Source organism: Gammaproteobacteria bacterium, assembly GCA_015709615.1.
Lineage (GTDB): Bacteria > Pseudomonadota > Gammaproteobacteria > Burkholderiales > Nitrosomonadaceae > Nitrosomonas.
The window spans coordinates 732,079-756,373 of sequence record CP054179.1 but is presented as its reverse complement, the minus strand read 5'-3'; the positions used below and the strand labels follow the sequence as shown (position 1 = coordinate 756,373).

The following is a 24,295-nucleotide window of genomic DNA, read 5'->3' as shown; positions in this document are numbered from 1 at the left end:
CAGTATCGATGAATTAACTACTTGAAAGTAAGATTGTTAGTTCTTAAAATAGGAATTGCATTGAACGTATATAAGAAAAATTAAGTTACGCAATGCAAGTTTTGAGCTTCATGATCGGATGGGAACTTTGATTGAAGAGGAACCTGTCTAATGGAGGTGTTTAATGGAAAGATGATTTTTCATGTTAAACACCAAATTCTATTAACTAACTCATTATTATTTAATAGGAGGAAAATAAAATGGCAACAACTTATGGCACTACGAGTAGTGCATCAAGTGCTGACTATGATATGTCGCTGTGGTATGACTCGAAATACTACAAACTGGGCATGTTGACCATGCTGCTGGTTGCGATATTTTGGATCTGGTACCAAAGAACCTTTGCTTATTCACATGGCATGGACTCGATGGAACCGGAATTTGACAAGGTATGGATGGGACTGTGGCGCGTTCACATGACCCTGATGCCGCTGTTTGCGTTGGTAACCTGGGGCTGGATTTTGAAAACCCGTGACACCAAGGAACAACTGGACAATCTCGATCCGAAACTGGAAGTGAAACGTTACTTCTACTGGATGATGTGGCTGGGTGTTTATTTGTTTGGTGTTTACTGGGGCGGTAGCTTCTTCACCGAGCAAGACGCATCTTGGCACCAAGTGATCATTCGTGACACCAGTTTCACGCCAAGTCACGTGGTGGTGTTCTACGGCTCATTCCCGATGTACATCGTGTGTGGCGTAGCATCCTACCTGTACGCGATGACCCGTTTGCCACTGTACAGCCGCGGCACATCGTTTCCGCTGGTTATGGCGATTGCCGGCCCGCTGATGATTCTGCCGAACGTTGGTTTGAACGAATGGGGTCACGCATTCTGGTTCATGGAAGAACTGTTTAGCGCGCCACTGCACTGGGGCTTTGTAATTCTGGGCTGGGCAGGTTTATTCTCGGGCGGTATTGCAGCACAAATCATCACCCGTTACTCGAACCTGACCGACGTGATCTGGAATGGTCAAAGCAAAGAGATTCTGAACAACAGAATCGTACCTTGATCCTTTCTTTGTAGCGTATCACTATGGCCTGCCGTCTGTGTTAAGCAAACGGCAGGCTGTCTACAAAACCTGCCAGTTCATTTTTCACCATCAAACGGTTATTCGCACAAGTTTGAATAACTTTATCCCATATATCCGGTTTCATTCGCCATGGAAGATCTCGTTACAACTATCCAGCAATGGATACCGGTCGATGTACTGGTCCGATTGACGGTGATTTCGATCATCAGCTTTATCGGTTCATTGATCGCGATCCCGTGGATCCTGATTCGCTTACCGGATGATTATTTTGATGTGCGCGTTCCGCGTCACTGGATGAAAGATCATCATCCCGTTTTGCGTATCGCCGGTCATATTGTCAAAAACGTAATCGGTGCTGTATTTCTGATTGTCGGTTTTTTAATGCTTTTTTTGCCGGGGCAGGGATTATTGACCATGCTGATCGGCATTTCCTTCATGGATTTTCCTCATAAACGCAGGCTGGAAGCCAGAATTGTCGGGCAACCTGCATTGCTTAACGTTATCAATGCGATGCGCCGTAAATTCGACCGGCTTCCGCTGAAGCTCGCACCAAACCCGGATGAAAATAACTCAATTGCAAGCTGAAGTTATCTGATTCAAGGAATCGCTTCATCCCAAAGCGCCGGTGGTTTATGGTTTTGGCTGATCTTGTTTATTTTCGCCTGATCCAGCGTGCTCGTTTCATTGTGGAGAACGTGGCGCGTTTTACTTTACACAAAATTACGCGGCGGTTTTGCATTCGCGTAATACAATGAGTGCTTCGTGCGCTTTATAAAGTGATGGCTGGAATCGGACAAAGGGATTCAATGATCGAAAGAAATAGTGCCAGTAATTTGCGCCGGTATATGCCGCCATTATCACCCTGCGGCGCCGGTTGATATGCGCCCCAGCATTTTGCCTGTGGCGCCTGCTGATGCGCACATCGTCGCAACATTGGCCGAGACGATCTGGCGGCGTCACTATATGGACATTATTTCGGCAGCACAGATCGAATATATGCTGCGGCAGCGTTACCGGCCGGAATTGATCGGACAGCAGTTGCTGAATCCGGATGTTTGGTGGCGCAAGCTGGTTTTGAATGACGCGATCATCGGTTTCTCATGTTGCATGCGCACACCCAATCCGGCTGAGCTTAAAATAGATAAGCTCTATATTCACCCGGACCATCAGCGCAGAGGGTACGGCGCTCTGCTGGTTGCGGATGCGATTCGGATCCTGCGGGAGAATAACCTGCAATCACTGATTTTGACCGTCAACAAAAATAACCGCTGCGCGATTTCGGCTTACCGGCATTATGGATTTGCCATTACAGGTGATAGTATTGCCGACATCGGCAATGGTTTTGTTATGGACGATTATTTGATGACGCTGGAAAAATTAAACCGCTTGGTGGCGGATTGATCTATGAAACTGAAATTCACCAAAATGCAGGGCTTGGGTAACGATTTTGTCGTGCTGGACGGTATCCATCAAGCCATAACGCTGGATCGTCAGCAGCTCCGTAAACTGGCCGACCGCCATTTCGGTATCGGGTGCGATCAGATTTTGCTGGTTGAAAAAGCCGAGGGTCAGGCCGATTTCCGTTACCGCATTTTCAATGCCGATGGCGGGGAAGTCGAACAATGCGGCAACGGTGCACGTTGTTTTGTGCGCTATGTGCACGATCACGGATTGACGCAAAAAAATGAAATCCGCATCGAAACGCTCAGCGGCGTAATATCGCCAAAATTGGAAGTCAATGGAAATGTGACGGTCAACATGGGAAAACCCATTTTTGAACCGGGCGAAATTCCTTTTGTTGCTGAAAAACGCGAGCTGACTTACCAGCTAGAATTACCAGATCAGCCGGTGACCATCAGTGCTTTATCGATGGGTAATCCGCATGCCGTGCGGGTCGTGCCGGATGTAGACAATGCACCTGTCGAAACGGAGGGTGCGTTGATCGAATCTCATCCGCGCTTTCCCAAAAGGGTGAACGTCGGTTATTTGCAGGTGATCGATCGCGCTCATATCAAATTGCGCGTTTTTGAGCGCGGCGCCGGTGAGACGCTGGCGTGCGGCACGGGTGCCTGTGCGGCGGTGGTTGCGGGCATCAGCCTGGGATTATTGGATCATCAAGTCAAAGTCAGCACGCGCGGCGGCGAATTGACGATCAGCTGGCAAGGGAACGATGAACCGGTTTGGATGACCGGCCCTGCGGTGACGGTATTTGAAGGTGAAATTAATTTGTAACCAATTGAGGAATCACGATGAAACCGGAAGAAGTCGCGCAATTTTTACAGCAGCATCCGCAATTCTTCAATGAATATGCTGATTTGCTGGCGGATATTCAAATTTCCCATCCGCAGGATGATAAGGTCATTTCGCTGAATGAGCGGCAAGTCATTTCATTGCGGGAACGAAATCGCGTGTTGCAGGATAAATTGCTGGAGTTGATCAGCTTTGGTGAAGAAAACGATGCCATCGGCGAGAAAATGCACCGGCTGGCAATCGCGCTACTTGCCGTTTCCAGTCTGGATGAGCTTTTTAATGCGTTGTACTTCAGTTTGAAGGAAGATTTCGCTGTTCCGCTGGTGGCGCTGCGTCTTTGGAATATTGCCGGCAGTGCCGGGTCGCATGCGGAATTTACGCCGATCAGCGACGATGTGCGCACAATTGCGGAAAGCTTACCGCAGCCGTATTGCGGTAATCATGTCGCGGATGAAATCAAGCAATGGTTCGGCGAAGGCGCCGAGCATCTGCACTCATTCGCAATGATTCCGTTGAATGCCGCGCAAACCATCGGTTTGCTCGTTCTCGGCAGTCCCGATGCCGAACGGTTTTACCCGGAAATGGGTACATTGCATTTGAAAAGGCTGGGAGAATTGGTATGCACGACGATAACCCGTTACGACCAAGCAGAAGCCGTTAGCGCGCTGGAACGCCAAGATCATGCACCCCATGAGCAGCAAACCTGAGTCGCTGGCTGCCGCATTTATCCGTCATCTCACGCATGAGCGGTGCCTGTCGCCGCTGACCGCCAAAAGTTACACTCGGGATATTCACATCCTGTTGCAGTTACTTCGTAAAGACGATTTGCAATTGGTGCAGCCGCTGCATATTCGCCAGGTCATGGCGCAACTGCATGGCAAAGGGTTGCTGGGCAGAAGCATCGCGCGCATGTTATCGGCCTGGCGCAGCTTCTACCGCTATTTGATCCGTGATCACGGCTACCGGCACAATCCCTGCAATGGATTGCGGGTTCCCAGATCACCGAAAAAACTGCCCGACGCGCTTTCTCCGGATGCAACCGTACAGCTGCTGACATTCCCGGCGGATCATATCTTGACGGTACGCGATAGCGCAATGTTCGAGTTATTCTACTCCTCCGGCCTGAGACTGGCGGAATTGGCGCAACTTAATCCGGCCTCCATAGATTTTGCCGAAGGAACGGTTAAAGTGCGCGGTAAAGGTGGCAAGGAACGGATTGTGCCTGTTGGCGGTTGTGCGTTGCAGGCGTTAAACGCATGGCTTGTGCGGCGCGCTCAGATCGTCAAATCGGGGGTGACCGCGCTTTTCTTGTCGCAGCACGGTGATGCAATCAGTGTGCGCACCATCGCTCATCGTTTGAAAGGCAGAGCCCGGCAGCAAGGCATTCATCAAAATGTGCATCCGCATATCTTGCGGCACTCCTTTGCTTCCCATTTGCTGCAATCCAGCGGCGATTTGCGCGCTGTGCAGGAAATGCTGGGGCACGCGCATATTATGTCCACGCAAGTGTATACCCATTTGGATTTTCAGCATCTGACCAAGATTTACGATGCCGCGCATCCGCGCGCAAAAAAGCGGGATTGATCTTTCTGCCGGAATCGGTGTTGTCTTATACGTTATAATGCAATTTTGTAACGGATTGAACGAATTTCATGACCACAATAGTTTCAGTAAGGCGCGGTAGTCTGGTGGCGCTGGGCGGAGATGGACAGGTAACGTTAGGCGCGGTAGTCGCCAAATCCAGCGCGCGTAAAGTGCGCAGGCTTTATCATGACAAAATTCTGGCCGGATTTGCCGGTGGCACTGCAGATGCCTTTACGTTGTTTGAGCGATTCGAGGGCAAACTGGAAGCGCATCATGGCCATATCATGCGCGCCGCGGTCGAGTTGGCGAAGGATTGGCGCACCGATCGGATTTTACGCCGGTTAGAGGCCATGCTGGTTGTTGCCAACGAAGATGCCACGTTGATCATCACCGGTGCAGGCGATATTATCGAACCGGAATTGGGTATCGCTGCGATTGGCAGCGGCGGCTCGTATGCGTTGGCGGCGGCGCGCGCGCTGTTGGAAAATACCGATTTGCCGCCGCAGGATATCGTGAAGAAAGCGCTTACCATCGCGGGCGATATCTGCATCTATACCAACCAGGATCACATTATCGAAACCATCGGCTGAGGATTTACGATTGCCTAGATTGCTCGGAATCCATGTTTGACCGGTAAGTAAAAACTCTACTGAATCATATTTATCACAGAATCTAAAAACCATGTCGCAAATGACTCCGCAGGAAATTGTCCATGAGCTGGACAAACACATTATTGGTCAGGATGCAGCCAAGCGCGCTGTGGCCATCGCCCTGAGAAACCGCTGGCGCCGGCAGCAGATTGCCGAGCCGTTGCGCCAGGAAATCACGCCGAAAAACATTCTCATGATCGGCCCGACGGGGGTCGGTAAAACCGAGATCGCGCGGCGTCTGGCAAAGCTTGCGAATGCACCCTTCATCAAGATTGAGGCGACCAAATTTACCGAGGTAGGGTACGTCGGGCGCGATGTCGATTCGATCATCCGAGATCTGGCGGAAACCGCAATCAAAGAATCGCGCGAAAATGAAACCCGGAAAAAACAGCCATTGGCGGAAGACCGGGCGGAAGATCGCATTCTCGACGCTTTATTGCCGGTCGCCAGGGATTTTGGTGTTCATTCAGGCATGGAAGACCAGGACAACGCGACACGGCAAAAATTTCGCAAGAAATTGCGCGAAGGTGAGTTGGACGACAAAGAAATTGAAATCGAAGTGGCCGCATCGCGCACCAGTATGGAGATTTTCGCGCCGCCGGGGATGGAAGACCTGACGTCGCAAATTCAAGGCATGTTTCAAAATATGACTGGAGAGCGCAAGAAAACCCGCAAGCTGACAATACGCGAGGCGAGAAAAATCCTGCTCGAAGAAGAAGCGGCGAAAATGGTGAACGACGAAGAATTGAAGCTGACGGCGATCCAAAATGTGGAGCAGAACGGTATTGTATTTCTCGATGAAATAGACAAAATCGCCAGCCGCTCGGGACACGCCGGCGGAGACGTTTCACGCCAGGGGGTGCAGCGCGATCTGCTGCCACTGGTTGAAGGCACGACGGTTTCAACCAAATACGGCATGATCAAAACCGACCATATTCTGTTTGTCGCCAGCGGCGCCTTTCATATGTCCAAGCCTTCTGACCTGATTCCCGAATTGCAAGGACGTTTTCCCATCCGCGTTGAACTGGCCAGTCTGAGCGTCAGTGATTTTGAGCAGATATTGACGAATACCGATGCCTGCCTGACCCGGCAATACGAAGCACTGCTGGCGACGGAAGGGGTTACATTGCAGTTTGGTGGCGATGCGATCAAACGCTTGGCCGAAATTGCCTATTCCGTGAACAGCAAGACGGAAAATATCGGCGCCCGGCGGTTGCATACGGTGATGGAAAAATTGCTGGAAGATGTTTCGTACGATGCGCCGAAACACAGCGGCAAGACGCTCGTGATCGATGCGGTGTATGTGGACGAGCGTCTTAAAGACCTGTCGCAAAGCGAAGATCTGGCGCGTTACGTACTGTAATCGCTATCCTTATCGCGTTTTTCTGCGGCGGCGGGTAATCAAACCGAACATTCCAAGTCCGGCCAGCAGCATGGCGTAGTTCTCGGGTTCGGGAACCGCTGCCAGGAGATTGACATTATCCAGTGCGATGACTTCCATGACCGGTGTAAAGTGCTCGGCGTTGATCCAAAGCGCATTCAGGTTGGAGAGAACGGCGAGTAATTGCGCATCGGTCGCGAACGCCCCGGAAAAAGTATCCGTAACCCGCCAACCACCGGCAACGAGTGCGGCATCGAAATGCGTCCAGGTGGCCGGCAAACTGTTGGTGATTTCGTAAACCAGCGTCAATCCGGCGCCTTTCAATACAATTTCGGCTTCATTGGCGTAACTTGTGCCGGCTACCACGTAGCGGCTATCGAATTGCAGGTTGCCGCCAAAAGCAGCGCTTTGATCGCCGAGGAATTTGCCCGGAGCGCTGAAATATGTCCATTGCGAATCAGGATCGGTGAGTGTAATGGAGCCCGCAGGCACACCATCCGCACTGTGCGTGGGCGCTAAACCGCTGGCGATCACCGACCAGGAGGGTGAGCCGTCCGTTGTCAGTCCAGTCCAACCATCGGCATCACTGTCAAACGTGCTGGATGCGAGTGAGCTGGCGGCAGTCGCGGAATCACTCAGAATGGCCAAGCAGCAGACAATAAATAGGGAAGTGCGCATCATGAATATTCTCCTTGGCTAGGATTGAAACGGTTAGTGTCGTAATTTGTTGTGACTATAGTTTGGATTCTCTTGTTTTGTCAAATAGATAAAACCGAAATTGCAGAATTAACCTGAAAAGCTGTTTCCGTGCTGCTTGATATTCCCGGAGTATGGAAGCAGAGACGGCATGGATGCCTATCCAACAAGGGCGGTTAAGGTATAATACCCGGTTTCTCAATACTGGATTGTTGGAGGTCTCAATGCCTATCTATGAATATCTTTGCAATTCATGCGGCGCCGAGAAAGAGCATTTGCAAAAAATCAGCGATGCGCCCATCGCGGCTTGCCCGGTTTGCGGCAGCAGCAACTATGTGAAGCGCATTTCCGCGGCTGGGTTTCAATTAAAAGGCAGCGGTTGGTATGTCACTGACTTTAAGAATAACAAGACACAGCGCACGGAAACCAAAACGAGCACAAAAGAAAATGCGCAACCTGCGGCATCCGCCGCTACGGAATCACCGGCAACGAAGGAAAGCAATTCCGCGCCTGCTGCGGCCGTCGATTAATCAACTTGCGGTTGAGCAAATGTAAATACTCGATTTGCGCCGGTTACCGGTAATAGCGAAGCAACATCATCCATTTCACCACTGACTACTGAATAGAATTATGCGTACAAACTACTGTGGCGCCATTAATGCCGGATATCTCGATCAAACGGTTACACTTTTTGGCTGGGTGCATCGGCGCAGGGATCATGGCGGGGTGATTTTCATCGATTTGCGTGATCGCGAGGGCCTGGTGCAGATCGTCTGCGATCCCGACAATGTTGCGACATTTCAGATCGCGGAAAAAATTCGCAATGAATATGTGCTGAAAATTACCGGTAAGGTGAGAAAGCGCCCCGAAGGAACGGTCAATACATCATTGGTCAGCGGTGAAATTGAGATTCTGGTGGCGACTATCGAAGTATTGAATCCGTCGCTGACGCCGCCGTTCCTGATGGACGATGACAATATCAGCGAAGCGGTGCGGTTGGAACATCGCTATCTGGACTTACGCCGGCCGGTGATGCAATCGAATCTACGCCTGCGCCACAAAGTGGCGATGGCGGTGCGCGTGTTTCTCGATCAGCACGGTTTTCTCGATATTGAAACGCCGATGCTAACCAAATCCACACCGGAAGGCGCGCGGGATTATCTGGTGCCGTCGCGGGTCAATGCCGGTCATTTTTTTGCGTTGCCGCAATCGCCGCAATTATTCAAGCAGCTTCTGATGGTGTCCGGATTCGACCGCTACTATCAAATCACACGCTGTTTTCGCGATGAGGATTTACGCGCCGACCGGCAACCGGAATTCACGCAAATCGACATTGAAACGTCTTTTCTGTCCGCCGATGAGATCATGTCGCTGATGGAGGAAATGATCCGTGGTTTGTTTAAATCCGTGAGCAATGTGGATTTGCCCGATCCGTTTCCGCGCCTGACTTATGCCGATGCCATGCACAAATACGGTTCGGATAAACCCGATTTGAGGGTACCGCTGGAATTCACCGAATTGACCGATCTGATGAAAGACGTGCCGTTCAAGGTTTTTCGTGAAGCAGCGGAAAAACCGGATGGCCGTGTGGCGGCGTTATGCATACCGAAGGGTGGTGAATTGACGCGCAAGGAAATCGATGATTACACCAGTTTTGTCGCCATTTACGGCGCTAAGGGCTTGGCATATATCAAAGTCAATAATCTGGCTGATGGTGTGGAAGGGTTGCAATCACCGATTCTGAAATTCCTGCCGGAAGAAACGATTAAAACGATTCTTGCCCGCACCAACGCGAAGAACGGGGATTTGATTTTCTTTGGTGCGGACAAAGCGAAAATTGTCAACGAATCGCTCGGTGCGTTGCGTATCAAAATTGGGCATCAGCACGGGCATGCTGAATCCGGCTGGAAACCGTTATGGGTGGTGGACTTCCCGATGTTTGAACGGGATGAGGAAGAAAATCGCTGGCAAGCACTGCATCATCCATTTACATCCCCGGCCGACGGGCACGAAGATTTGCTCGAAACCGACCCGGGTAAGGCGCTTTCCAAGGCCTACGACATGGTGCTGAATGGCTCAGAAATCGGCGGCGGATCGGTGCGGATTCATCGTCAGGATGTGCAATCGAAGGTTTTTCGCGCGTTGAATATTTCCGAACAAGAAGCGCAGGAAAAATTCGGCTTCTTGCTGGAAGCGCTGCAATACGGTGCGCCGCCGCACGGCGGTATTGCATTCGGCTTGGATCGTATTTTGACGATGATGACCGGCTCGGAATCGATTCGCGACGTGATCGCGTTTCCTAAAACACAGCGCGCGCAATGCTTGCTTACGCATGCGCCCAGCACCGTGGACGAAAAACAGTTAAGGGAACTCAGCATCCGCCTGCGGCAGATCGAAACCAAGCCCAATTAACCGGTGTAACCGGTGGATGTTCTAATGTACAAAATACCGGTTTCTGTATTGGTGGTCATTTACACCGCGGATTTGCAGGTTTTGTTGTTGGAACGCGCCGATCACCCAGGCTACTGGCAATCGGTCACGGGCAGTCAGGATCCTGGAGAAACATTGCAGCAAACCGCCGTGCGCGAGGTTGCCGAAGAAACCGGTTTGGATGCCGCCGACTATGAGTTGACCGACTGGTGCATTGAAAACCGCTATGAAATTTACGAAGAATGGCGCTGGCGCTACGGGCCCGATGTCCGGTTCAATACCGAGCATGTCTTCGGTTTATGCCTGCCTGAGAAAGTCCCTATCAGAATTGCCGCCAGAGAGCATCTGAGCTCTATTTGGTTGCCGTGGCGGCAAGCGGCTGAAAAGGTTTTTTCCAGCAGCAATGCGGAAGCCATTCTTAAATTACCTATCTATAATCAATCCGAATAACGATAATCTCTAGTTCACGCCGCCTTTATCGGTGAAGCGCTCAAGGTATTTTTTGATGACTTCTTTGATTCTGGTGTCATGAGCCCGGTGCAGCACGGCCAGATGAATCATGCTATGCAGTAACAAGGCCAGCAGCAGGCCCTCAAAAATACCGAGCCGGTAAACCAATAGCGCGCAGATGACCGCCAATAACAGCGGATATTGTCCCCGGTGCGCGACATGTAATAATCCCAAGATCATTTTCCAGCCAGTGAACATCATAATGACCGCCAAGGAAAATTTAGGTATATATTCAAGATATTGGGTATTAAATACAAAGAACAGAACAACCAGTCCGATCACCAGCACCGAGAATTTAGTATAAGCCCCGGCGAGTTTATTGGTGGTGCTTTTGGCCAGACCATCCAGATTGGTCATGCCGCCAAATAGGCTGGATGCCATATTGGCGATCCAGATTGCCAACAAACTGTTATTGGTATTGCACTTACGTTGCAACGGGTCGATTTTCTGGATGGCCGCATTGCTCATGACTTGCTCAATGACATCAATAATAGCCAGCATGGCGGCAAAGCCAAATACGTATAACCAAGTTAACGGGTGATCAAAGTGCGGTAATGGCAGCGATAGCACGATCGGCACATCCTCGACATGCAGCATCGGCATCGTAACGAATTGCGCCAGCAATATGCCGGCAATCATCAGAAAGAAATAGGGAATTGCGGGTTGCGTGGTCTGGAATTTTGCGAATAAGTACAGGAAGGCGGCAAGCCCTGCGAGTGAGAGCAGAGCCATCTGAATCCGGGCGCCGTTCCAAAATGCTTCTGTTACCATGCTTTCCGGAATTTCGTACGTCATGGTGAGAAAATTGAGGACGATTTTCAGACCGACGCCCGCCAGCAATCCTTCGACCAAATATTCGGGAACAGCCAATAATATGTATTTCTGCAGATCGAATTTCCAGACGACGGCTTGCATAAAGGCGGTTAGAAAAATGACAAACGCCATGTTCTCCATGCCGAAGTTTGCCACACCCAGGGCAAGTACAGGTGCAAGTCCTGCGGCAACTCCGGGGGCGCCGATGTAATTTCCTGGCCGGAACCAGGCATTGATCCAACCGATGAAACAAGCGCAAGCTACCGTGGCCAACGCAACCTTGATCGGATATTCGGACATCAGCGCAATTCCGGCGGACAATGGAATCGCCATTGCGCCGGTAATTACCCCGGCTTGCAGATCACGTGTGAGAAATTTTGCTTGAAAAGCTGCGGAATTGTGCATGTATTATTAGATCGGATAATAATTAATCTTGGAATTATAGTCTCGTATCGGCTTCTGCCAATCGATATGCCAGTATCAGTACGATATGCCGAGGTGTTCTATCAGTGTTTGGATGATAAATGTTTGATTGACCGGGAATGCTGTCAGGCAGCAATCATTTTCATCTAATTGGGGTATAAGTGAAAATACTGCAGGAATTTTCTCCTGCAGTATTTTTGCTTGGAAATTTTGCTGCTGTGTCGTGAATTTTCATGATCTTACAATGTTATACGAGATATTTTTTATGCAATTCATAAGCTGCTTTAGACTTGTCTTTGCGCTTCGTCGTCATTGCACAGTGTATCTGCCTCTCCGCTTGCTTGTGCTGATACCTCGGACTCAATCCTTTCTGGTTCTATTTCATGTGCATCATGTATTGCTGAGTCACTATCGACCTGATCATTATCATCATCTCTTCCTATGTCGTTTTCGCTTGCTTTATGCTCTTCATCGTTTTTAGAACTGAAAAGACTTGTAAACCAATCAAATAAACCCATAGCACTTCTCCTTATTTTGGAATAGCGATAAATAGATAAATCTAAGGGATACATCTACACAATGCCGATTCCCATTATCGATGCGATTGCGTCATCGTGGTGAAAGTAATTGCCTCCTGAAATTGATTAGTGACCGGATTGGAGCCGCTACATAAAAGAAATGGTCAATACGGTATTAGTGATAGAGCTAATATGTAATGACCATTTTGCTATAAAAGTGCTCATATTTTTTGTTGTGCAAAAAAACAGCAAGCCGATTGAAAATGATGGCATTCAAAAAGCATGCGCTGAGAATTATCCATTTATCTGCTAGTTTATCCCACTCTCTCAATCACCTCGAGTTTTCTGGTATTCAAGTTATTACAGGCTGTCAGTATTTGCAAATGAGGTGCTAGATCCGGAACCTTATCTTTGATGATGTTGAGTGCGAATTTGCTGAGAAACATCGCTTTTTCTTTCGCCAAGAGATATTCTGGGCCGGCCTCATCGCGATACACACCGGAAGTCAACAGTACCACTCCATCAGCATCAATCCGGCCTTCATCAATATTATTCTTGAGAAGCTTAGCTGCGGTTTCAATCGCAACGGAAAGATTCGGATCAAAAGGACCTACGATAAATGCGGTATTAATCACATGCAACCAATCAAACCCGCGTCCCACACCGATGACCCACTCTTTGTGCTCAGATTCCTCAATAGGGCGATTCATTGCCCGAATCTCGGCGATGTGTTTAATATTTCCTCGCACCAACGGCATCAAGTCCCGGATAATGCGTTCGGGCATCGTGGGATAAAGCGACCGGAGCATTTCTTCAAGTTCGAGTTGGGACGATTCTTTTGCATTGGCTAAGTCGATTGAGCGGCCGTCTTCACCATGAAGAATCAAAGCATCCAAATCGGTTTCGATACCGCAGACGATGGGCACTACCGCGCCATTTTTACCATATACCGATTGAAATTGATTTTTTAGTTTAATGGCCGCAGCTTTTGCAGCTTCCGTATCATAATGAAATCCACGGCAACCGCGATGCGTATCGCCACGTGCAAAATGATAGGTGACAAAAATTAGACAATGTCTGCCGCGGCTGATGGAATAATCAACCCAATTATCGATAGCTGCTTGAAAGAATGGCCAACCCAAATCAAAAATACCGCCCAGATTGCGGAATGGTTGAATAATTCCAAGAGCGGTTTGTGTCATAACTGGTAAGTGCAATCGGCCATCCATACATTTTAGTGCGGCTATCTCGGTTGGATGTTCTCCTCGGTATCTGCGACGTTCTGTGGCCAAATCCATGAAAGCTTGCGAATGTTTTGTATTTAAATCGAGTAAATAGTCGATTCCTGTATTCGAATTTTTCATCATTCCCCTAAAAAAATTTAGCATATTATGAAATATGAGTTTAAAACTAATGAGTTGTTAAGGTTAATCGAGAAAGCCATTCTTCCGAAGCAACTTGATTTATATTGAGAATGTAATCTGGATAAAAACCTAGAGCTAATATTAGCAGCGCCGGAATGAGTAGTAAAATCATTTCGCGCGATTGTAGATCAACTACTTGTTTCACATCATCATGAATGATTGGCCCCAAGAAAGTCCGGCGCGTATAGGAAAGCATATAGGCAGCGCTAAGTATTGCACCGGACAATGCGGCAACACCCAAAACGGAATGCGCGCTGATGGCGCCGAGGATCATCAGTAACTCAGCCGGGAAGCCGCTGGTGCCGGGTACCCCGATACTGGCTAAGGCAAATAGAAAATAGAAAGTCGTCAATTTTGGCATCACTTTAGCTAATCCGCCTAAGTGAATCGCTTCGGTACTGCCCAATCTATGCTGTATAAAACCGGCAATCAACATCAGAGAGCTGGCCACGAGTGTAAAGTTCAGCAGTTGAAAAATCGCACCTTGGAATCCTTGTATGTTAAGCGAGGCAACGCCAACCATGACCAGCCCGACGTGACTGACGCTGGCATATGCAAGCAAGCGCCGTAAGTTGGTTTGCTGCAGCGCGATCAAAGCACCATAGATTAGCGTAAAAGCGCCAATCACACTCAAAATCCAGCTGTAGTCCATTGCAGCGATAGGGGCTAACGGCATCGCAAACCGTAAAATGCCATAAATACCCAATTTCAACCCCACGAGAATAGCGACGACGTGTGTTGGACCTTCGGCTGCGACTGTGGGTAACCAGGTGTGCAACGGAACAAGTGGCGATTTCACGGCGAAACCGAATAGCAACAAGAGAAAGACGAGCTCCTGCAACTCGCGTGGTAATGCGGTCTCAAGTAAAACGGGTAAACTGAAGGATAAATCCGTAGGGATTTGCCCGCCGGATTGTATCGCATGATTTGTCGCTAATACGATGATCGCCAACAACAAGGTGACGCCGCCGGACAACATGAACAATGTATATTTCATTGCTGCGCTGCGCCGCTGCGAACCGATACCCCACAAACCGATCAAGAAAAAGAACGGGGGTAACGTAAGCTCCCAGAACAGGAAAAATAACACCGTATCCAATGCGCAGAATATGCCGATACTGACGCCTTCGAGCGCCAGTAACAAAGAAAAATGAAAACGCGAGGTATGGGAGATCGTATTCCACGATGCCAGCATCGTGATGATGGTCAACAGTGCTGTCAGCGGAAGAAATAAGACTGAAATGCCATCGACGCCAATCAGATATTCAATATTCAAAATCGGAATCCACGCGCGACGTTCAACAAGCTGAAATTCGCTCTTACTGGCGTCAAATAAAATAACGACGCAAATAGTCAGAAGGAGCGATAGTACGGCAATAAAAAAAGCAACCTGTTTCGAGACATCGATGTTTCGTATCGATCCGGCCAATGCTGCGCCTAAAAGCGGAACAATGATCGTAAGGCTCAGCAGCGGGAAGTCAGCTTCAATCATTCTAATTATCCTTTGTAATCATAGAGTGCGGTGCCAGCAGTTTATCGGTGTGAAGCGCATCTGTATTGTTATGGGAGTTGTTGTCGGTAGAGTGAAGATTTTGATCGATGATAAGCAACCATGGCGAAGTATTAATTCCAGTTGCAAGGAGCAAGCCGCAAATGGCGATGGTAATAATCCACTCATTCCGGGGGGATGGCGAAGAACTGGCTTGATGTGTATTTACAAAAGGCCCTTGGAAGCGTTTTGGTGACGCAATGAATATTTGCTGAAAGGCGCGTAACAGCAATCCAACCGTCAAAACGTTACCAAATAAAAGGGCAATGGCGATGAGCCATCCCTGACCTTGGATGGTGCCATCGATTAATAGATGAATGCCGTCAAAACCTGGGGTTCCGGGCATACCCATTGTGCTCAGGGCGCAAATCACAAATAGCACCGCAATTGCTGCATTGGTGTCAAACATGCCACCTAAACGCGGAATGAATGCCGTATGCGTGCGTTTGTATATCATACCGAGACTCAGCAATATACCGGCTGTCGCCATACCAAACGATATGGCCAAGACGATGCCGCCTTCCATGCCGTGCGTGCTGAAATCAAATAAGCCAACGGTAATTAAGCCGGTTTGACTGATAATGGCAAAGGCGATTAACCGGCGGAAATTGATTTGCATAAACGCCAGCAATGCGCCATAGAAAATTCCGATCAACCCCAGCATCGTTACAAACCATGACCATTCCGCAGCGACTTCGGGAAGTAGGGGGATTAAATAACGAATAATGGCATAAACACCAAGTTTCAGACTAACCAGAAAAATTCCGACACTTGCGATGGTTCCATGTTCAGCCACTACCGGCAACCAGGCGTGAAACGGGAATAATGGCATACGGATGGCGAAACCGAATAACAGCAGGAAAAAAATCAAGGTAGCATATTCATTGCTGACATTGCTTTCTTTCAGCACGAGCCAATCGAACGATAAAACGTCGGTCGTCAACATAATGCCAAAGCCGAGCATCAAGAAACCGGCTAATACCATTAACAATCCGCTGCTAAAGTGCTGCAGTACCAATGCAACAACCCATCGCCGATTCTGACTCGATCCGGACCGTAATGTCATTAAGACAATCGGAATCATCTCGAGAAAACACCATAACCAGAATTGCATGGCATTCAGTGCCGAGAATGCGCCGATCAGAATGGCTTCGTATCCGAGTAAAGAAGCGATATGAGTACGGTCCGATACATGCCGCGCAGTGAGGGTGTAGATAAGCGTGAGCAGCGCTAACGTGGCCGTCAGCAGTATGAACAAAATATTCGTACCATCTACACCTACAGTATAGGTCACACCTAGACCTTGATAGCGCTCATAGAGCTGTATGCCTGCGAGATCGGTATTAAACGCGGATAATAAATATACGCTGAGCAGGAATGTCGATATCGTTCCGGCGAAACCGAGACGCAAGGCGGCAGCCGGTGAAGATGTCAAGATTACCGCGATCATCACCGTCAGGGGAATGAGCGTCAGTATCGATAAAATTGGAAAAGAAGCTGTTTCCGACCAATAAGTAATATGTGTAATATCCATCGAAACCTCAAATTGAAGCAGCAATCATTAAGACAATGAATACAAACAGGACCAGGTATCGCGGTTTGAGAATGTGTTGCTCAAAAGTATTCGCGATCTGTCCAAGCTTTCTTCCGATATCAACGGTATCCATACCAATACCGCGCAAAACCAGACGATCTTCAAACCAGCTCATGATGTTCGCGATCCATTCAAAAAATTTACCGACCACGCCGCTGCCTCTGACAAATTCAATGTGAATGCCGTCACGAATATTCTTATCCATGTTCTTTTCCAGTTGTGTCAGCGACGAGATGGTGTAGTTTGAGGAGACAGGAGCGCCCATCGCACGATCGATGATATTTTTATCAAACCGGTCCAAATCATGCCCGAGACCGTAGATAGGTTTTACCAAAGTTCTATCCGCTATGGGATCAAGCCAGAAACGTTGCAGTGATGCGATATACAGCCAGCGCTTATTGGCGATTCCGGATGCCACTGGTTTCATCGGATTGCCATAGGCATAACGTAATAGGGAAGGGGCTGTTAATACTTGATAATTTCGCACAATGGCATGCGCGCACAAATGCCAGCTCGCCAATTCCCAAAACCCCAGGCCGCATTCCAGGAACATCAGGCCAAGCTGCCCCGATATGGCAAAGCATAGCGAGCTTTTAGTATCCGTTTGCGTCAATCCGACGATAAAGCTGTAAACTGCCGTGAAAAAACCGATGGCTACCAATACAGCCATCGTCAGCGGCGCAAGCTCAATAATCGGCCGCAACAAAATGACCAAAAAGATACCTGCATGGATCATCACAGCACCATAGAATACCGAACTTGACGGTGTGGGTCCTTCCATTGCTCTTGCCAGCCACGGGGTAAAGGGCAATTGCGCTGACTTGGCGACAGCCGCGACAACAAAACATAAGCTGATCACCGTGGCGGTCGGGGTGGATAGACTTGCGGCGATTTCATTCAACGAGATCCAACTGGTGGTTCCGGCATAGTAAAAAGAAAGCGCTATGCCTAAAATAAAACCGGCATCTCCAATCCGGTTAGTGACGAAAACCCGGGTGGCGTTAATGGTCGCAGTCGGCCGGTCATAAGCAAAAGCTATCAATAAATAAGAGCACAATCCGGCAATTTCCCAGCCGATAAATGTGCTGATTGCATTGCCCGAGAGTATCAGCAACAGCATTGCTGAAGAGAATAAGCACAAAACAAAGAAAAACCGGTGGAAGCCGGGTTCTGCGTGAATATAATTCGTTGAGAAGCGTGTGATGATGACCAAAATAATCGAAAATAGAGCGGCTGCAATGACGCTGAAACCTGAGGTGATGAAATTAAACTCGACAACCAGATTCCCGCTATTCAGCCATTTTCCCAGTGCGGTATGACTGGAGTTGATTCCCAATAAATCGCAAGCGAGTAAACCGAGCGCGATCAAGCATGACAAGGTAATGGCACTTTTCGCCGCTTTTGCACTGACAGGCTCGTCTTTCTTCCCGTTGATGCGATTAAACAAAACACCGAAACCGATGAATGCAGCCGCAAGGAATGGCAATAATGGTATTAAAAAAACCAACTGATCCATATTAAGCTCCTGTCACATGAGGTTGCTTGATTAGAACAGGCGGTAAAGGCACATTGATGTTCTGATAATAGGCAGTGGATGATTCATATTCAGGCACCTGTTTCTTTTCCGCTTGCCAAGGAACAAACCCTACGCCGCGTTCAAATACCGAGATTTCAGCCGTATCAGGATCGATCGCGCTGAGTAGGATCCAGCCACCGCCTACAAGCTCGCGGATACTGGCTTGACGTTCATAAATCTGGCCCAGGATTTCGGTTTTTGCTTCAACCAGAACCTGCAATCGCAGCGGTTCATGAATTTCGATCATCTGCTTGGTCAAACCGGTTCGCAGATCGCTGCTGGTTCCTTCCAGCACACCGAACATGCCGGTGATGTTATGCGTGACTTTTGAACCGGAGCCGAAATGATCGTTGTTCACCGTGGAAAAGTAGTATTCGAGATTGATACCGGCTCCTACCGGACCGACGGCCAGCAATAGGTTTTCCAGCAGCTTGCCATCGGCGTCCTGTGTCGGGTCGTAAGAAATGAGGAAGACACGCCGGTCCAAAAACGTTCCTTGCGAAATGGAGCGCCGTCCAATGATGGCCGCAGCTATCGTCGCATGGTTGAATTCCGGGAATGCTTGAGAAAAATCGTTTGCGCGCAGAGTTACATGTTCTTTCCCGGCTTCAAGCGTGCGCGGATTATTAGCCGAGACGAATCGCCGGCAGCGCTCGTGTGCCGAAGCTTTACTTGCTTTGATCAAATCATTTCTGAATGCTTCGAAAGCAGGCAGTGCGCTTTGTGGAATATCCTCGAGGTCATACCAATAGTATTCGTCGCTGCAGGTGTCGTGTTCAGCACCGACAAACCAGGTATCGTCGGGAACGTGAACACCCCGTTCCGCGAGTAATTTTCTGACTTCCGGGCGATTCGCCATGGCGGCAAAAAGACGGGCATTCGGTCCGCCGCGTTTGCCGCTGCAAGCGCCGCAGTTGTAACCAAATTCATGCGGATTATTGAGATTGGTCGAGCCGTGCCCGGCCAAGCAAACAATCGGGGCGAAGCCGTACGATAAACCGGTTGTGCGCATGAAAACCGCTAACCGGTCAGCTTGTTCGGTATCGGTAAAACCCAGCCGCGGCTGGTCCGGTGTCGCGGGTACATCCGAAGCAGGCGCTTTGAACATCAATTCGGTGGGGACTTTTTTCTCGATGTTTTGACGCAGCGAAGTATTGAGTGCGAGGAAGTATTTAGGTAAAAATACTCTGCCCAATAAACCGGCAAACACGATCGGTGCTAACGCATCAATGATCGCATGCGAAAAAATAAGGCTGCGCCGCAGCGACTGATTCATCAAATAAGCAAGCTTTCTATGGAAGCGATACCCTTTGGCGTGTTCTTGCAGTATCGGTTCCGCGCCTTTTCTCGGTACTTCATTGACATCATTGGCCGGTCGCACGACCACAGGGCATTGCATATTAGTTTCAATGTCGTCAATCCCTTTATAATTCATGGGTACACCAAAGAATCCTGCTGCACCGATCGTTTCGATGGCAGGATTGATTTCTTCCAGTTGACGGCGCAGGCTTTCTTCGCGGTCATCCATGCAGGTAACGATCTGCGCTTGCGGCCGCTGCGCGCGTTTGGCCCAGCGTCCCCGGTTGATATTGGCGCGTAAAACTTGAAAGAAATCTTCGCGATAGTGATATTCGTAAGCGTATAGCCAAATTTTGCTTCGTTCCGGTGCGGTAAAGTCGTCGAGTACATTGAGCAACTGCAACAAATCGCTTTTTTGCATGCTCTGAATATCCGCAGCGGTCAGTCCCAAATGCTGGCATAAGCGGAAAAGCCGCCAACCGCTATTAAAAGCAGCATGCTCAAAATCTTTTTTTACTAAGGGACTGAATTGCCAGGTCCATGTCAGATCGGCCAAAGACTGCCACTCCTCCCGTCTTTCACGTTCGGAGCCGGTGCGCATAATCAGGTCTTTGGCGATAGTGGCCAGATATTCCGGTAAATCTCCGCCATAGAGTTGTTTCCGGACCATAAACTCGGACAAGTTTCTGCGAAAATAATATTCGATCGTTCCCAGCTTGGCTTCTATTTTCCACGTATCTTTACAAGCCTGATTGAGCCACAATCTGTCCAGTGTCAGGCGGATAGCCAGATAATCGGCCATATGCAGTGCTGCATCATTTTCCGTATGGTAGTCAGGATTATGCTGGCGCCAGTTGATCATTCCCGACCAACCCGGCAACTCAAGCGCCAGCTGCTGAATATAACCTTCCCATTTATCTTGTGGAATCTCCATGTTGGTTAATTGCAGAATAATGCAATCGACCGGATCTTCCGGTGTTTCATCGACGATGTTTTGCCAGTCAGGTAAATCGTGCAGAAAAGGATTCACGTCGAAATGCGCTGTCGAACGCCAAGCTGCATAAAGTCCCAATTTGCTGCGGCCGGGCAATTGCCATGCCGCAACGCCTTCATCGAGTACCGATGCGCAGACTCGTATAATCTGCGGCCTAATGGAATAAAGAATATCGATACCGCTTAACGCCATGACAAAACTGCGCAATGTAATTTTGTTGCCGATTTGCGCAAGCATTTCATCAAGTTCGGTTTCGGCATCCATTCTCATTTTCTGATGTACTGGAATGCCTTTGCCATTGGCTAGGTTCTTTTTGATTTTTTCCAGCCATTCTTTGGCTTGTTCCTCTGAGAGATCCAGCATGTTTTCCGGATGCAAATCGGTCAACTCAATGTTGAGTTTATTGAGAATACTTTCCCAAAGTTGTTTAACGACAACGCTTTGGTCGGCAATACAAGCGAGCATCCGTGCACGGGCTTCTTTTGAAACATCCGGCTGGATGGTATGGAGGACATTCAATTCCTCTATCTGCCAGTTCAATTGGCTGATCGACAAAGGCGGCAATTCATGCAGTAGTGCAATTTGATAGATATCAAGGCGCTTGATGGTCAGATCGTTTGCTTGAAATACAGTCTGCCCGGATTGCAAGTGTTTGGCATGCTCGAGTGCGGCTGAGAGATCCGCATCCGTAATCCTGCCTTGCTGATATAACTCCCGGTTCCTTGAGTCCGGCAAATAACCGTAAACACCGGTCAATTCCTCGTAAGCCGCTAAACCTTCTTCGAACGGCAAGTGCTGAAAGCCATGAATGGTGTTGTGGTGCACAAACTTATGCAGCGGGCGTTGTCCTGGAAGGATATGATCCAAGTGATCAATGGTTTCAAGAATGTGGTGACGCAAATCGTGAGATTCAGAAGTCATTTTAGTTATCCTATTGAATACTTTGCATGATGGTGCCGTTCATTTGATTCATGGTCGCTATTGAGAGATCAATCAACGGTGCCGGCCATAAACCAAACAGCACGATTAATACAACCAGAAATCCGGCCGCGATGAGTTCGTATATCTTCAAATCTTCGATGTTACGCATCTGGGGTTTCACCGGACCGGTAAACAGCATACCGATAGTCCGCATGGCATAGGCTGTTCCGATCATAATGCTCACACCCAGCAGAATCATGAGATTGCCCCATTGCTGGAAGCCGCCGACGATCGCATGCAGTTCTGCGATAAATCCGACAGTGCCGGGTAATCCCATGGCGGCAAACAAAGTAATGGTCATAAAGAAGGCAAAACGCGGCATGACTCTGACCAGGGAGCTGTAATCCAGAATATTCCGGGTATGCGTACGTTCATACAACAAACCGACCAACAGGAACATCGCACCGGCAACCAAACCGTGCGCTGTCATTTGCAAGACCGCGCCGATCAAACCGGTTTTATTCATCGTGGCAATATCCAGAAGGATAATGCCCATATGGCTGACCGATGAGTAAGCAACCATGGCTTTCATGTCGGTTTGCCGCCAAGCCAGAACACCGCCATAGATCATTCCGATCAATGCCAGCGCGATTAATAGCGTCTGTAACATTTGCGTGGCTTCCGGCAGCATGACAATCACGCGAATCATGCCGTAGGCGCCCATTTTGAGAAGAATGCCGGATAGCAATATACTGACCGGGCTTGGTGCTTGCACATGCGCTAATGGAAGCCAACCATGCAGTGGAAAAATCGGCATCTTGACACCGAAGCCGATGAGAAAACCGATGAGAACCCAGATTTGTTCGTCTCTTGGCATGTTCTGTGCGGCAATAGACATCGCAGACATCAAAGTACCGCCATGCTCTGGCATATATTGACTAATGGCGATCAAGCTGATGAGCATGAAAATCGAACCGCCCATCGTATAGAGCACGAAATTCAAACTGGCTACATGACGGCGTGTGCCTCCCCAGCGATCGATGAGTAGGAACAACGGCGCCAAGGTCAATTCCCAGAAAATATAGAACAATGACCAGTCTTGTGATAGAAAGACGCCCAGCATCCCTAATTCCAACAGCAGGATACTGACATAATAACTTTTGATGTTGTGCGCTATGTTGAACGAAGCAAGCAAAGCGATCAAAGTTAACAAGGCCGCCAATACCACCATGGGTAGTGACAATCCATCAACCCCCAGGGCGAGAGCAGTATTGAGTTTAGGATTAAAAACAAAATACTCATAGAACTGTATTTGGCCATTGGACCGATCGTAACTAAAAATCAGCCAAAGACTTAGAAGAAACACTAAGATTGCGATCAGATTAGCGGTGAAGCGGATTTGGCTTGTGTTCTTGCTTGGAATTAATGCGAGTATCAGAATACCTAATACTGGTGTTAGAAGTAATGTACTGAGTATCCCCATCGAATCATTTATCCTTTATGTTCTTATTGAAAATAATTTCTACATTATTTTGAAGATTTTAGCTTCAAATCCACATGTGCGCCAATATTCGGTCAAAAAGTAGAAAACTGTTTTCACATTACGAATTCTGATATGCCATGATCAGAAACTACTAAATCCCTTCTGCTGTAAGGGTAAATTAACATAATGAATGTGAATAAAAAGTGAAATGGGTGTGAATTAAAAGTGAAGGCCGCGAAGGATTAAAAATTCCTCCAGATCGCTCATTTAGTTTGCTGCTGTTAGGATTGACGCCGATTGAGTAGGTCTTGGGTCGAATAGAATTTTTCTGTCTTTTTCTTTGATTCAGAAATGAATATCCGGGATATTCTTCATAAAAAGTGCAGACAAAAATAGAAAAAACCAAATGCTGCTGATGTTCTCCGTGCTTATATTTTAATGATTGATGCCTTAATCCGAAATTGATGAGATAGCATCGATCGGGTGTTTGGCTATTATCTGAATTACGACTAAGCAAGTTATTGTGTATAAAATTTAATTGGTGAAAAAATTTTAGTTGGAAATGAAAATAATTTGTGAATATTTTGTGATCTTGGTATAAAATTTATGTGAAGTTTGTCGATTTTAAGGTTCTGAATCTTTCAGAATAATCAAATTTCAATAAATTCTTCTTAGAGGAGGCTTTATGAAAACAAGCCAATTTCTTTTAGTAATTACAATAAAAATTTGTTTTATTTTATTTGGCATTATTCCTTTAATCAGCATCGCCTTATTCGGTACTATGCCAACTTTGTCGCAAATTGATTCGGTTATAAATTGGATTGGATTGAGTGTAGTTAATGTCGCCGTTCTTTTAGGTGCTATTACTTTTTTGGGTTATCTTGTTGTCGCAAGATCGCATGTAATGTCCAAAAACAAAGCGCGATTTTCTTCGGTAAAAATTACTGCTTGAATCTGCTTTAAGTCATAAAAGAGGAGTCAATGTAAGTAAGCATTGATTCCTTTATTTATAATCAGTGTTCTCTTCAATTACTATTTTCGGTTAAGGAAACGCTGATTATTTGACAGCACGAGCGAATCACTTCGTTGCACGGTACTCGCTCCCTCGCCTATCTTGTTGATATGTCTCG

General features: G+C 48.1%; 21 protein-coding genes. 12 read left to right on the top strand and 9 right to left on the bottom strand.

The window, feature by feature from the left end; genetic code table 11:
* Positions 1 to 239 precede the first annotated feature (239 nt).
* From HRU77_03680 to hslU, 8 genes are all read left to right on the top strand, one after another.
* Entirely contained in the window at positions 240 to 1,049 is an 810-nt protein-coding gene (locus HRU77_03680; GenBank protein QOJ19871.1) for a methane monooxygenase/ammonia monooxygenase subunit C, read from the top strand.
* Between the two features lie 150 nt (positions 1,050 to 1,199).
* Complete coding sequence (locus HRU77_03675; GenBank protein QOJ19870.1) at positions 1,200 to 1,655, top strand: hypothetical protein; 456 nt, start codon at positions 1,200 to 1,202, stop codon at positions 1,653 to 1,655.
* Between the two features lie 294 nt (positions 1,656 to 1,949).
* Entirely contained in the window at positions 1,950 to 2,471 is a 522-nt protein-coding gene (locus HRU77_03670; GenBank protein ID QOJ19869.1) for a GNAT family N-acetyltransferase, read from the top strand.
* Between the two features lie 3 nt (positions 2,472 to 2,474).
* Positions 2,475 to 3,302: a diaminopimelate epimerase gene (dapF, locus tag HRU77_03665; protein ID QOJ19868.1), complete on the top strand. Its 828-nt coding sequence runs from the start codon at positions 2,475 to 2,477 to the stop codon at positions 3,300 to 3,302.
* A gap of 17 nt (positions 3,303 to 3,319) precedes the next feature.
* Complete coding sequence (locus tag HRU77_03660; protein ID QOJ19867.1) at positions 3,320 to 4,027, top strand: DUF484 family protein; 708 nt, start codon at positions 3,320 to 3,322, stop codon at positions 4,025 to 4,027.
* Positions 4,011 to 4,904, top strand: a complete 894-nt coding sequence (xerC, locus tag HRU77_03655) for a tyrosine recombinase XerC (protein ID QOJ19866.1) — start codon at positions 4,011 to 4,013, stop codon at positions 4,902 to 4,904. Before HRU77_03660 ends, xerC begins: the two co-directional genes overlap by 17 nt.
* Before the next feature lie 68 nt (positions 4,905 to 4,972).
* Positions 4,973 to 5,494 carry an ATP-dependent protease subunit HslV gene (hslV, locus tag HRU77_03650; GenBank protein ID QOJ19865.1) on the top strand — a complete coding sequence of 174 codons (522 nt, stop codon included), beginning with the start codon at positions 4,973 to 4,975 and terminating at the stop codon, positions 5,492 to 5,494.
* Positions 5,495 to 5,585: 91 nt separating this feature from the next.
* Positions 5,586 to 6,917, top strand: a complete 1,332-nt coding sequence (gene hslU / locus HRU77_03645; GenBank protein QOJ19864.1) for an ATP-dependent protease ATPase subunit HslU — start codon at positions 5,586 to 5,588, stop codon at positions 6,915 to 6,917.
* A gap of 9 nt (positions 6,918 to 6,926) precedes the next feature.
* Here hslU and HRU77_03640 read toward each other — a convergent pair whose 3' ends face one another.
* Positions 6,927 to 7,055, bottom strand: coding sequence for a PEP-CTERM sorting domain-containing protein (locus tag HRU77_03640; protein QOJ22056.1), 129 nt, complete (start codon positions 7,053 to 7,055; stop codon positions 6,927 to 6,929).
* An 800-nt stretch (positions 7,056 to 7,855) separates the two neighbouring features.
* Here HRU77_03640 and HRU77_03635 point away from each other — a divergent pair.
* The 3 genes from HRU77_03635 (at position 7,856) to nudB (ending at position 10,511) form a co-directional block, all read left to right on the top strand.
* Positions 7,856 to 8,161, top strand: a complete 306-nt coding sequence (locus tag HRU77_03635) for a zinc ribbon domain-containing protein (GenBank protein QOJ19863.1) — start codon at positions 7,856 to 7,858, stop codon at positions 8,159 to 8,161.
* Positions 8,162 to 8,261: 100 nt separating this feature from the next.
* Entirely contained in the window at positions 8,262 to 10,043 is a 1,782-nt protein-coding gene (gene aspS / locus HRU77_03630; GenBank protein ID QOJ19862.1) for an aspartate--tRNA ligase, read from the top strand.
* A gap of 24 nt (positions 10,044 to 10,067) precedes the next feature.
* On the top strand, positions 10,068 to 10,511 hold the full coding sequence (gene nudB / locus HRU77_03625; protein ID QOJ19861.1) for a dihydroneopterin triphosphate diphosphatase: 444 nt from the start codon (positions 10,068 to 10,070) through the stop codon (positions 10,509 to 10,511).
* Between the two features lie 9 nt (positions 10,512 to 10,520).
* On the opposite strand, the gene HRU77_03620 is transcribed toward nudB, so the two are convergent.
* From HRU77_03620 to HRU77_03585, 8 genes are all read right to left on the bottom strand, one after another.
* On the bottom strand, positions 10,521 to 11,789 hold the full coding sequence (locus HRU77_03620) for a SulP family inorganic anion transporter (protein ID QOJ19860.1): 1,269 nt from the start codon (positions 11,787 to 11,789) through the stop codon (positions 10,521 to 10,523).
* Positions 11,790 to 12,091: 302 nt separating this feature from the next.
* On the bottom strand, positions 12,092 to 12,325 hold the full coding sequence (locus HRU77_03615; protein ID QOJ19859.1) for a hypothetical protein: 234 nt from the start codon (positions 12,323 to 12,325) through the stop codon (positions 12,092 to 12,094).
* Between the two features lie 314 nt (positions 12,326 to 12,639).
* Complete coding sequence (locus HRU77_03610; GenBank protein ID QOJ19858.1) at positions 12,640 to 13,692, bottom strand: hypothetical protein; 1,053 nt, start codon at positions 13,690 to 13,692, stop codon at positions 12,640 to 12,642.
* A gap of 43 nt (positions 13,693 to 13,735) precedes the next feature.
* Positions 13,736 to 15,241, bottom strand: coding sequence for an NADH-quinone oxidoreductase subunit M (locus HRU77_03605; protein ID QOJ19857.1), 1,506 nt, complete (start codon positions 15,239 to 15,241; stop codon positions 13,736 to 13,738).
* 1 nt (position 15,242) lies between these two features.
* Complete coding sequence (locus tag HRU77_03600; protein QOJ19856.1) at positions 15,243 to 16,832, bottom strand: NADH:quinone oxidoreductase; 1,590 nt, start codon at positions 16,830 to 16,832, stop codon at positions 15,243 to 15,245.
* Positions 16,833 to 16,839: 7 nt separating this feature from the next.
* Positions 16,840 to 18,408, bottom strand: a complete 1,569-nt coding sequence (locus HRU77_03595) for a hypothetical protein (GenBank protein ID QOJ19855.1) — start codon at positions 18,406 to 18,408, stop codon at positions 16,840 to 16,842.
* Position 18,409: 1 nt separating this feature from the next.
* Complete coding sequence (locus HRU77_03590) at positions 18,410 to 21,682, bottom strand: DUF2309 domain-containing protein (protein ID QOJ19854.1); 3,273 nt, start codon at positions 21,680 to 21,682, stop codon at positions 18,410 to 18,412.
* Between the two features lie 10 nt (positions 21,683 to 21,692).
* Positions 21,693 to 23,165: an NADH-quinone oxidoreductase subunit M gene (locus HRU77_03585; protein QOJ19853.1), complete on the bottom strand. Its 1,473-nt coding sequence runs from the start codon at positions 23,163 to 23,165 to the stop codon at positions 21,693 to 21,695.
* A 685-nt stretch (positions 23,166 to 23,850) separates the two neighbouring features.
* Between HRU77_03585 and HRU77_03580 the strand changes: the two genes are divergently transcribed.
* Positions 23,851 to 24,117 carry a hypothetical protein gene (locus HRU77_03580; protein QOJ19852.1) on the top strand — a complete coding sequence of 89 codons (267 nt, stop codon included), beginning with the start codon at positions 23,851 to 23,853 and terminating at the stop codon, positions 24,115 to 24,117.
* The last annotated feature ends 178 nt before the right edge of the window (positions 24,118 to 24,295 follow it).

Coding starts and splice junctions, on each gene's coding strand:
- HRU77_03680 (QOJ19871.1), top strand. CDS start 240: ATGGCAACAACTTATGGCACTACGAGTAGTGCATCAAGTGCTGACTAT.
- HRU77_03675 (QOJ19870.1), top strand. CDS start 1,200: ATGGAAGATCTCGTTACAACTATCCAGCAATGGATACCGGTCGATGTA.
- HRU77_03670 (QOJ19869.1), top strand. CDS start 1,950: ATGCGCCCCAGCATTTTGCCTGTGGCGCCTGCTGATGCGCACATCGTC.
- dapF (QOJ19868.1), top strand. CDS start 2,475: ATGAAACTGAAATTCACCAAAATGCAGGGCTTGGGTAACGATTTTGTC.
- HRU77_03660 (QOJ19867.1), top strand. CDS start 3,320: ATGAAACCGGAAGAAGTCGCGCAATTTTTACAGCAGCATCCGCAATTC.
- xerC (QOJ19866.1), top strand. CDS start 4,011: ATGAGCAGCAAACCTGAGTCGCTGGCTGCCGCATTTATCCGTCATCTC.
- hslV (QOJ19865.1), top strand. CDS start 4,973: ATGACCACAATAGTTTCAGTAAGGCGCGGTAGTCTGGTGGCGCTGGGC.
- hslU (QOJ19864.1), top strand. CDS start 5,586: ATGTCGCAAATGACTCCGCAGGAAATTGTCCATGAGCTGGACAAACAC.
- HRU77_03640 (QOJ22056.1), bottom strand. CDS start 7,055: ATGGAAGTCATCGCACTGGATAATGTCAATCTCCTGGCAGCGGTTCCC.
- HRU77_03635 (QOJ19863.1), top strand. CDS start 7,856: ATGCCTATCTATGAATATCTTTGCAATTCATGCGGCGCCGAGAAAGAG.
- aspS (QOJ19862.1), top strand. CDS start 8,262: ATGCGTACAAACTACTGTGGCGCCATTAATGCCGGATATCTCGATCAA.
- nudB (QOJ19861.1), top strand. CDS start 10,068: ATGTACAAAATACCGGTTTCTGTATTGGTGGTCATTTACACCGCGGAT.
- HRU77_03620 (QOJ19860.1), bottom strand. CDS start 11,789: ATGCACAATTCCGCAGCTTTTCAAGCAAAATTTCTCACACGTGATCTG.
- HRU77_03615 (QOJ19859.1), bottom strand. CDS start 12,325: ATGGGTTTATTTGATTGGTTTACAAGTCTTTTCAGTTCTAAAAACGAT.
- HRU77_03610 (QOJ19858.1), bottom strand. CDS start 13,692: ATGATGAAAAATTCGAATACAGGAATCGACTATTTACTCGATTTAAAT.
- HRU77_03605 (QOJ19857.1), bottom strand. CDS start 15,241: ATGATTGAAGCTGACTTCCCGCTGCTGAGCCTTACGATCATTGTTCCG.
- HRU77_03600 (QOJ19856.1), bottom strand. CDS start 16,832: ATGGATATTACACATATTACTTATTGGTCGGAAACAGCTTCTTTTCCA.
- HRU77_03595 (QOJ19855.1), bottom strand. CDS start 18,408: ATGGATCAGTTGGTTTTTTTAATACCATTATTGCCATTCCTTGCGGCT.
- HRU77_03590 (QOJ19854.1), bottom strand. CDS start 21,682: ATGACTTCTGAATCTCACGATTTGCGTCACCACATTCTTGAAACCATT.
- HRU77_03585 (QOJ19853.1), bottom strand. CDS start 23,165: ATGGGGATACTCAGTACATTACTTCTAACACCAGTATTAGGTATTCTG.
- HRU77_03580 (QOJ19852.1), top strand. CDS start 23,851: ATGAAAACAAGCCAATTTCTTTTAGTAATTACAATAAAAATTTGTTTT.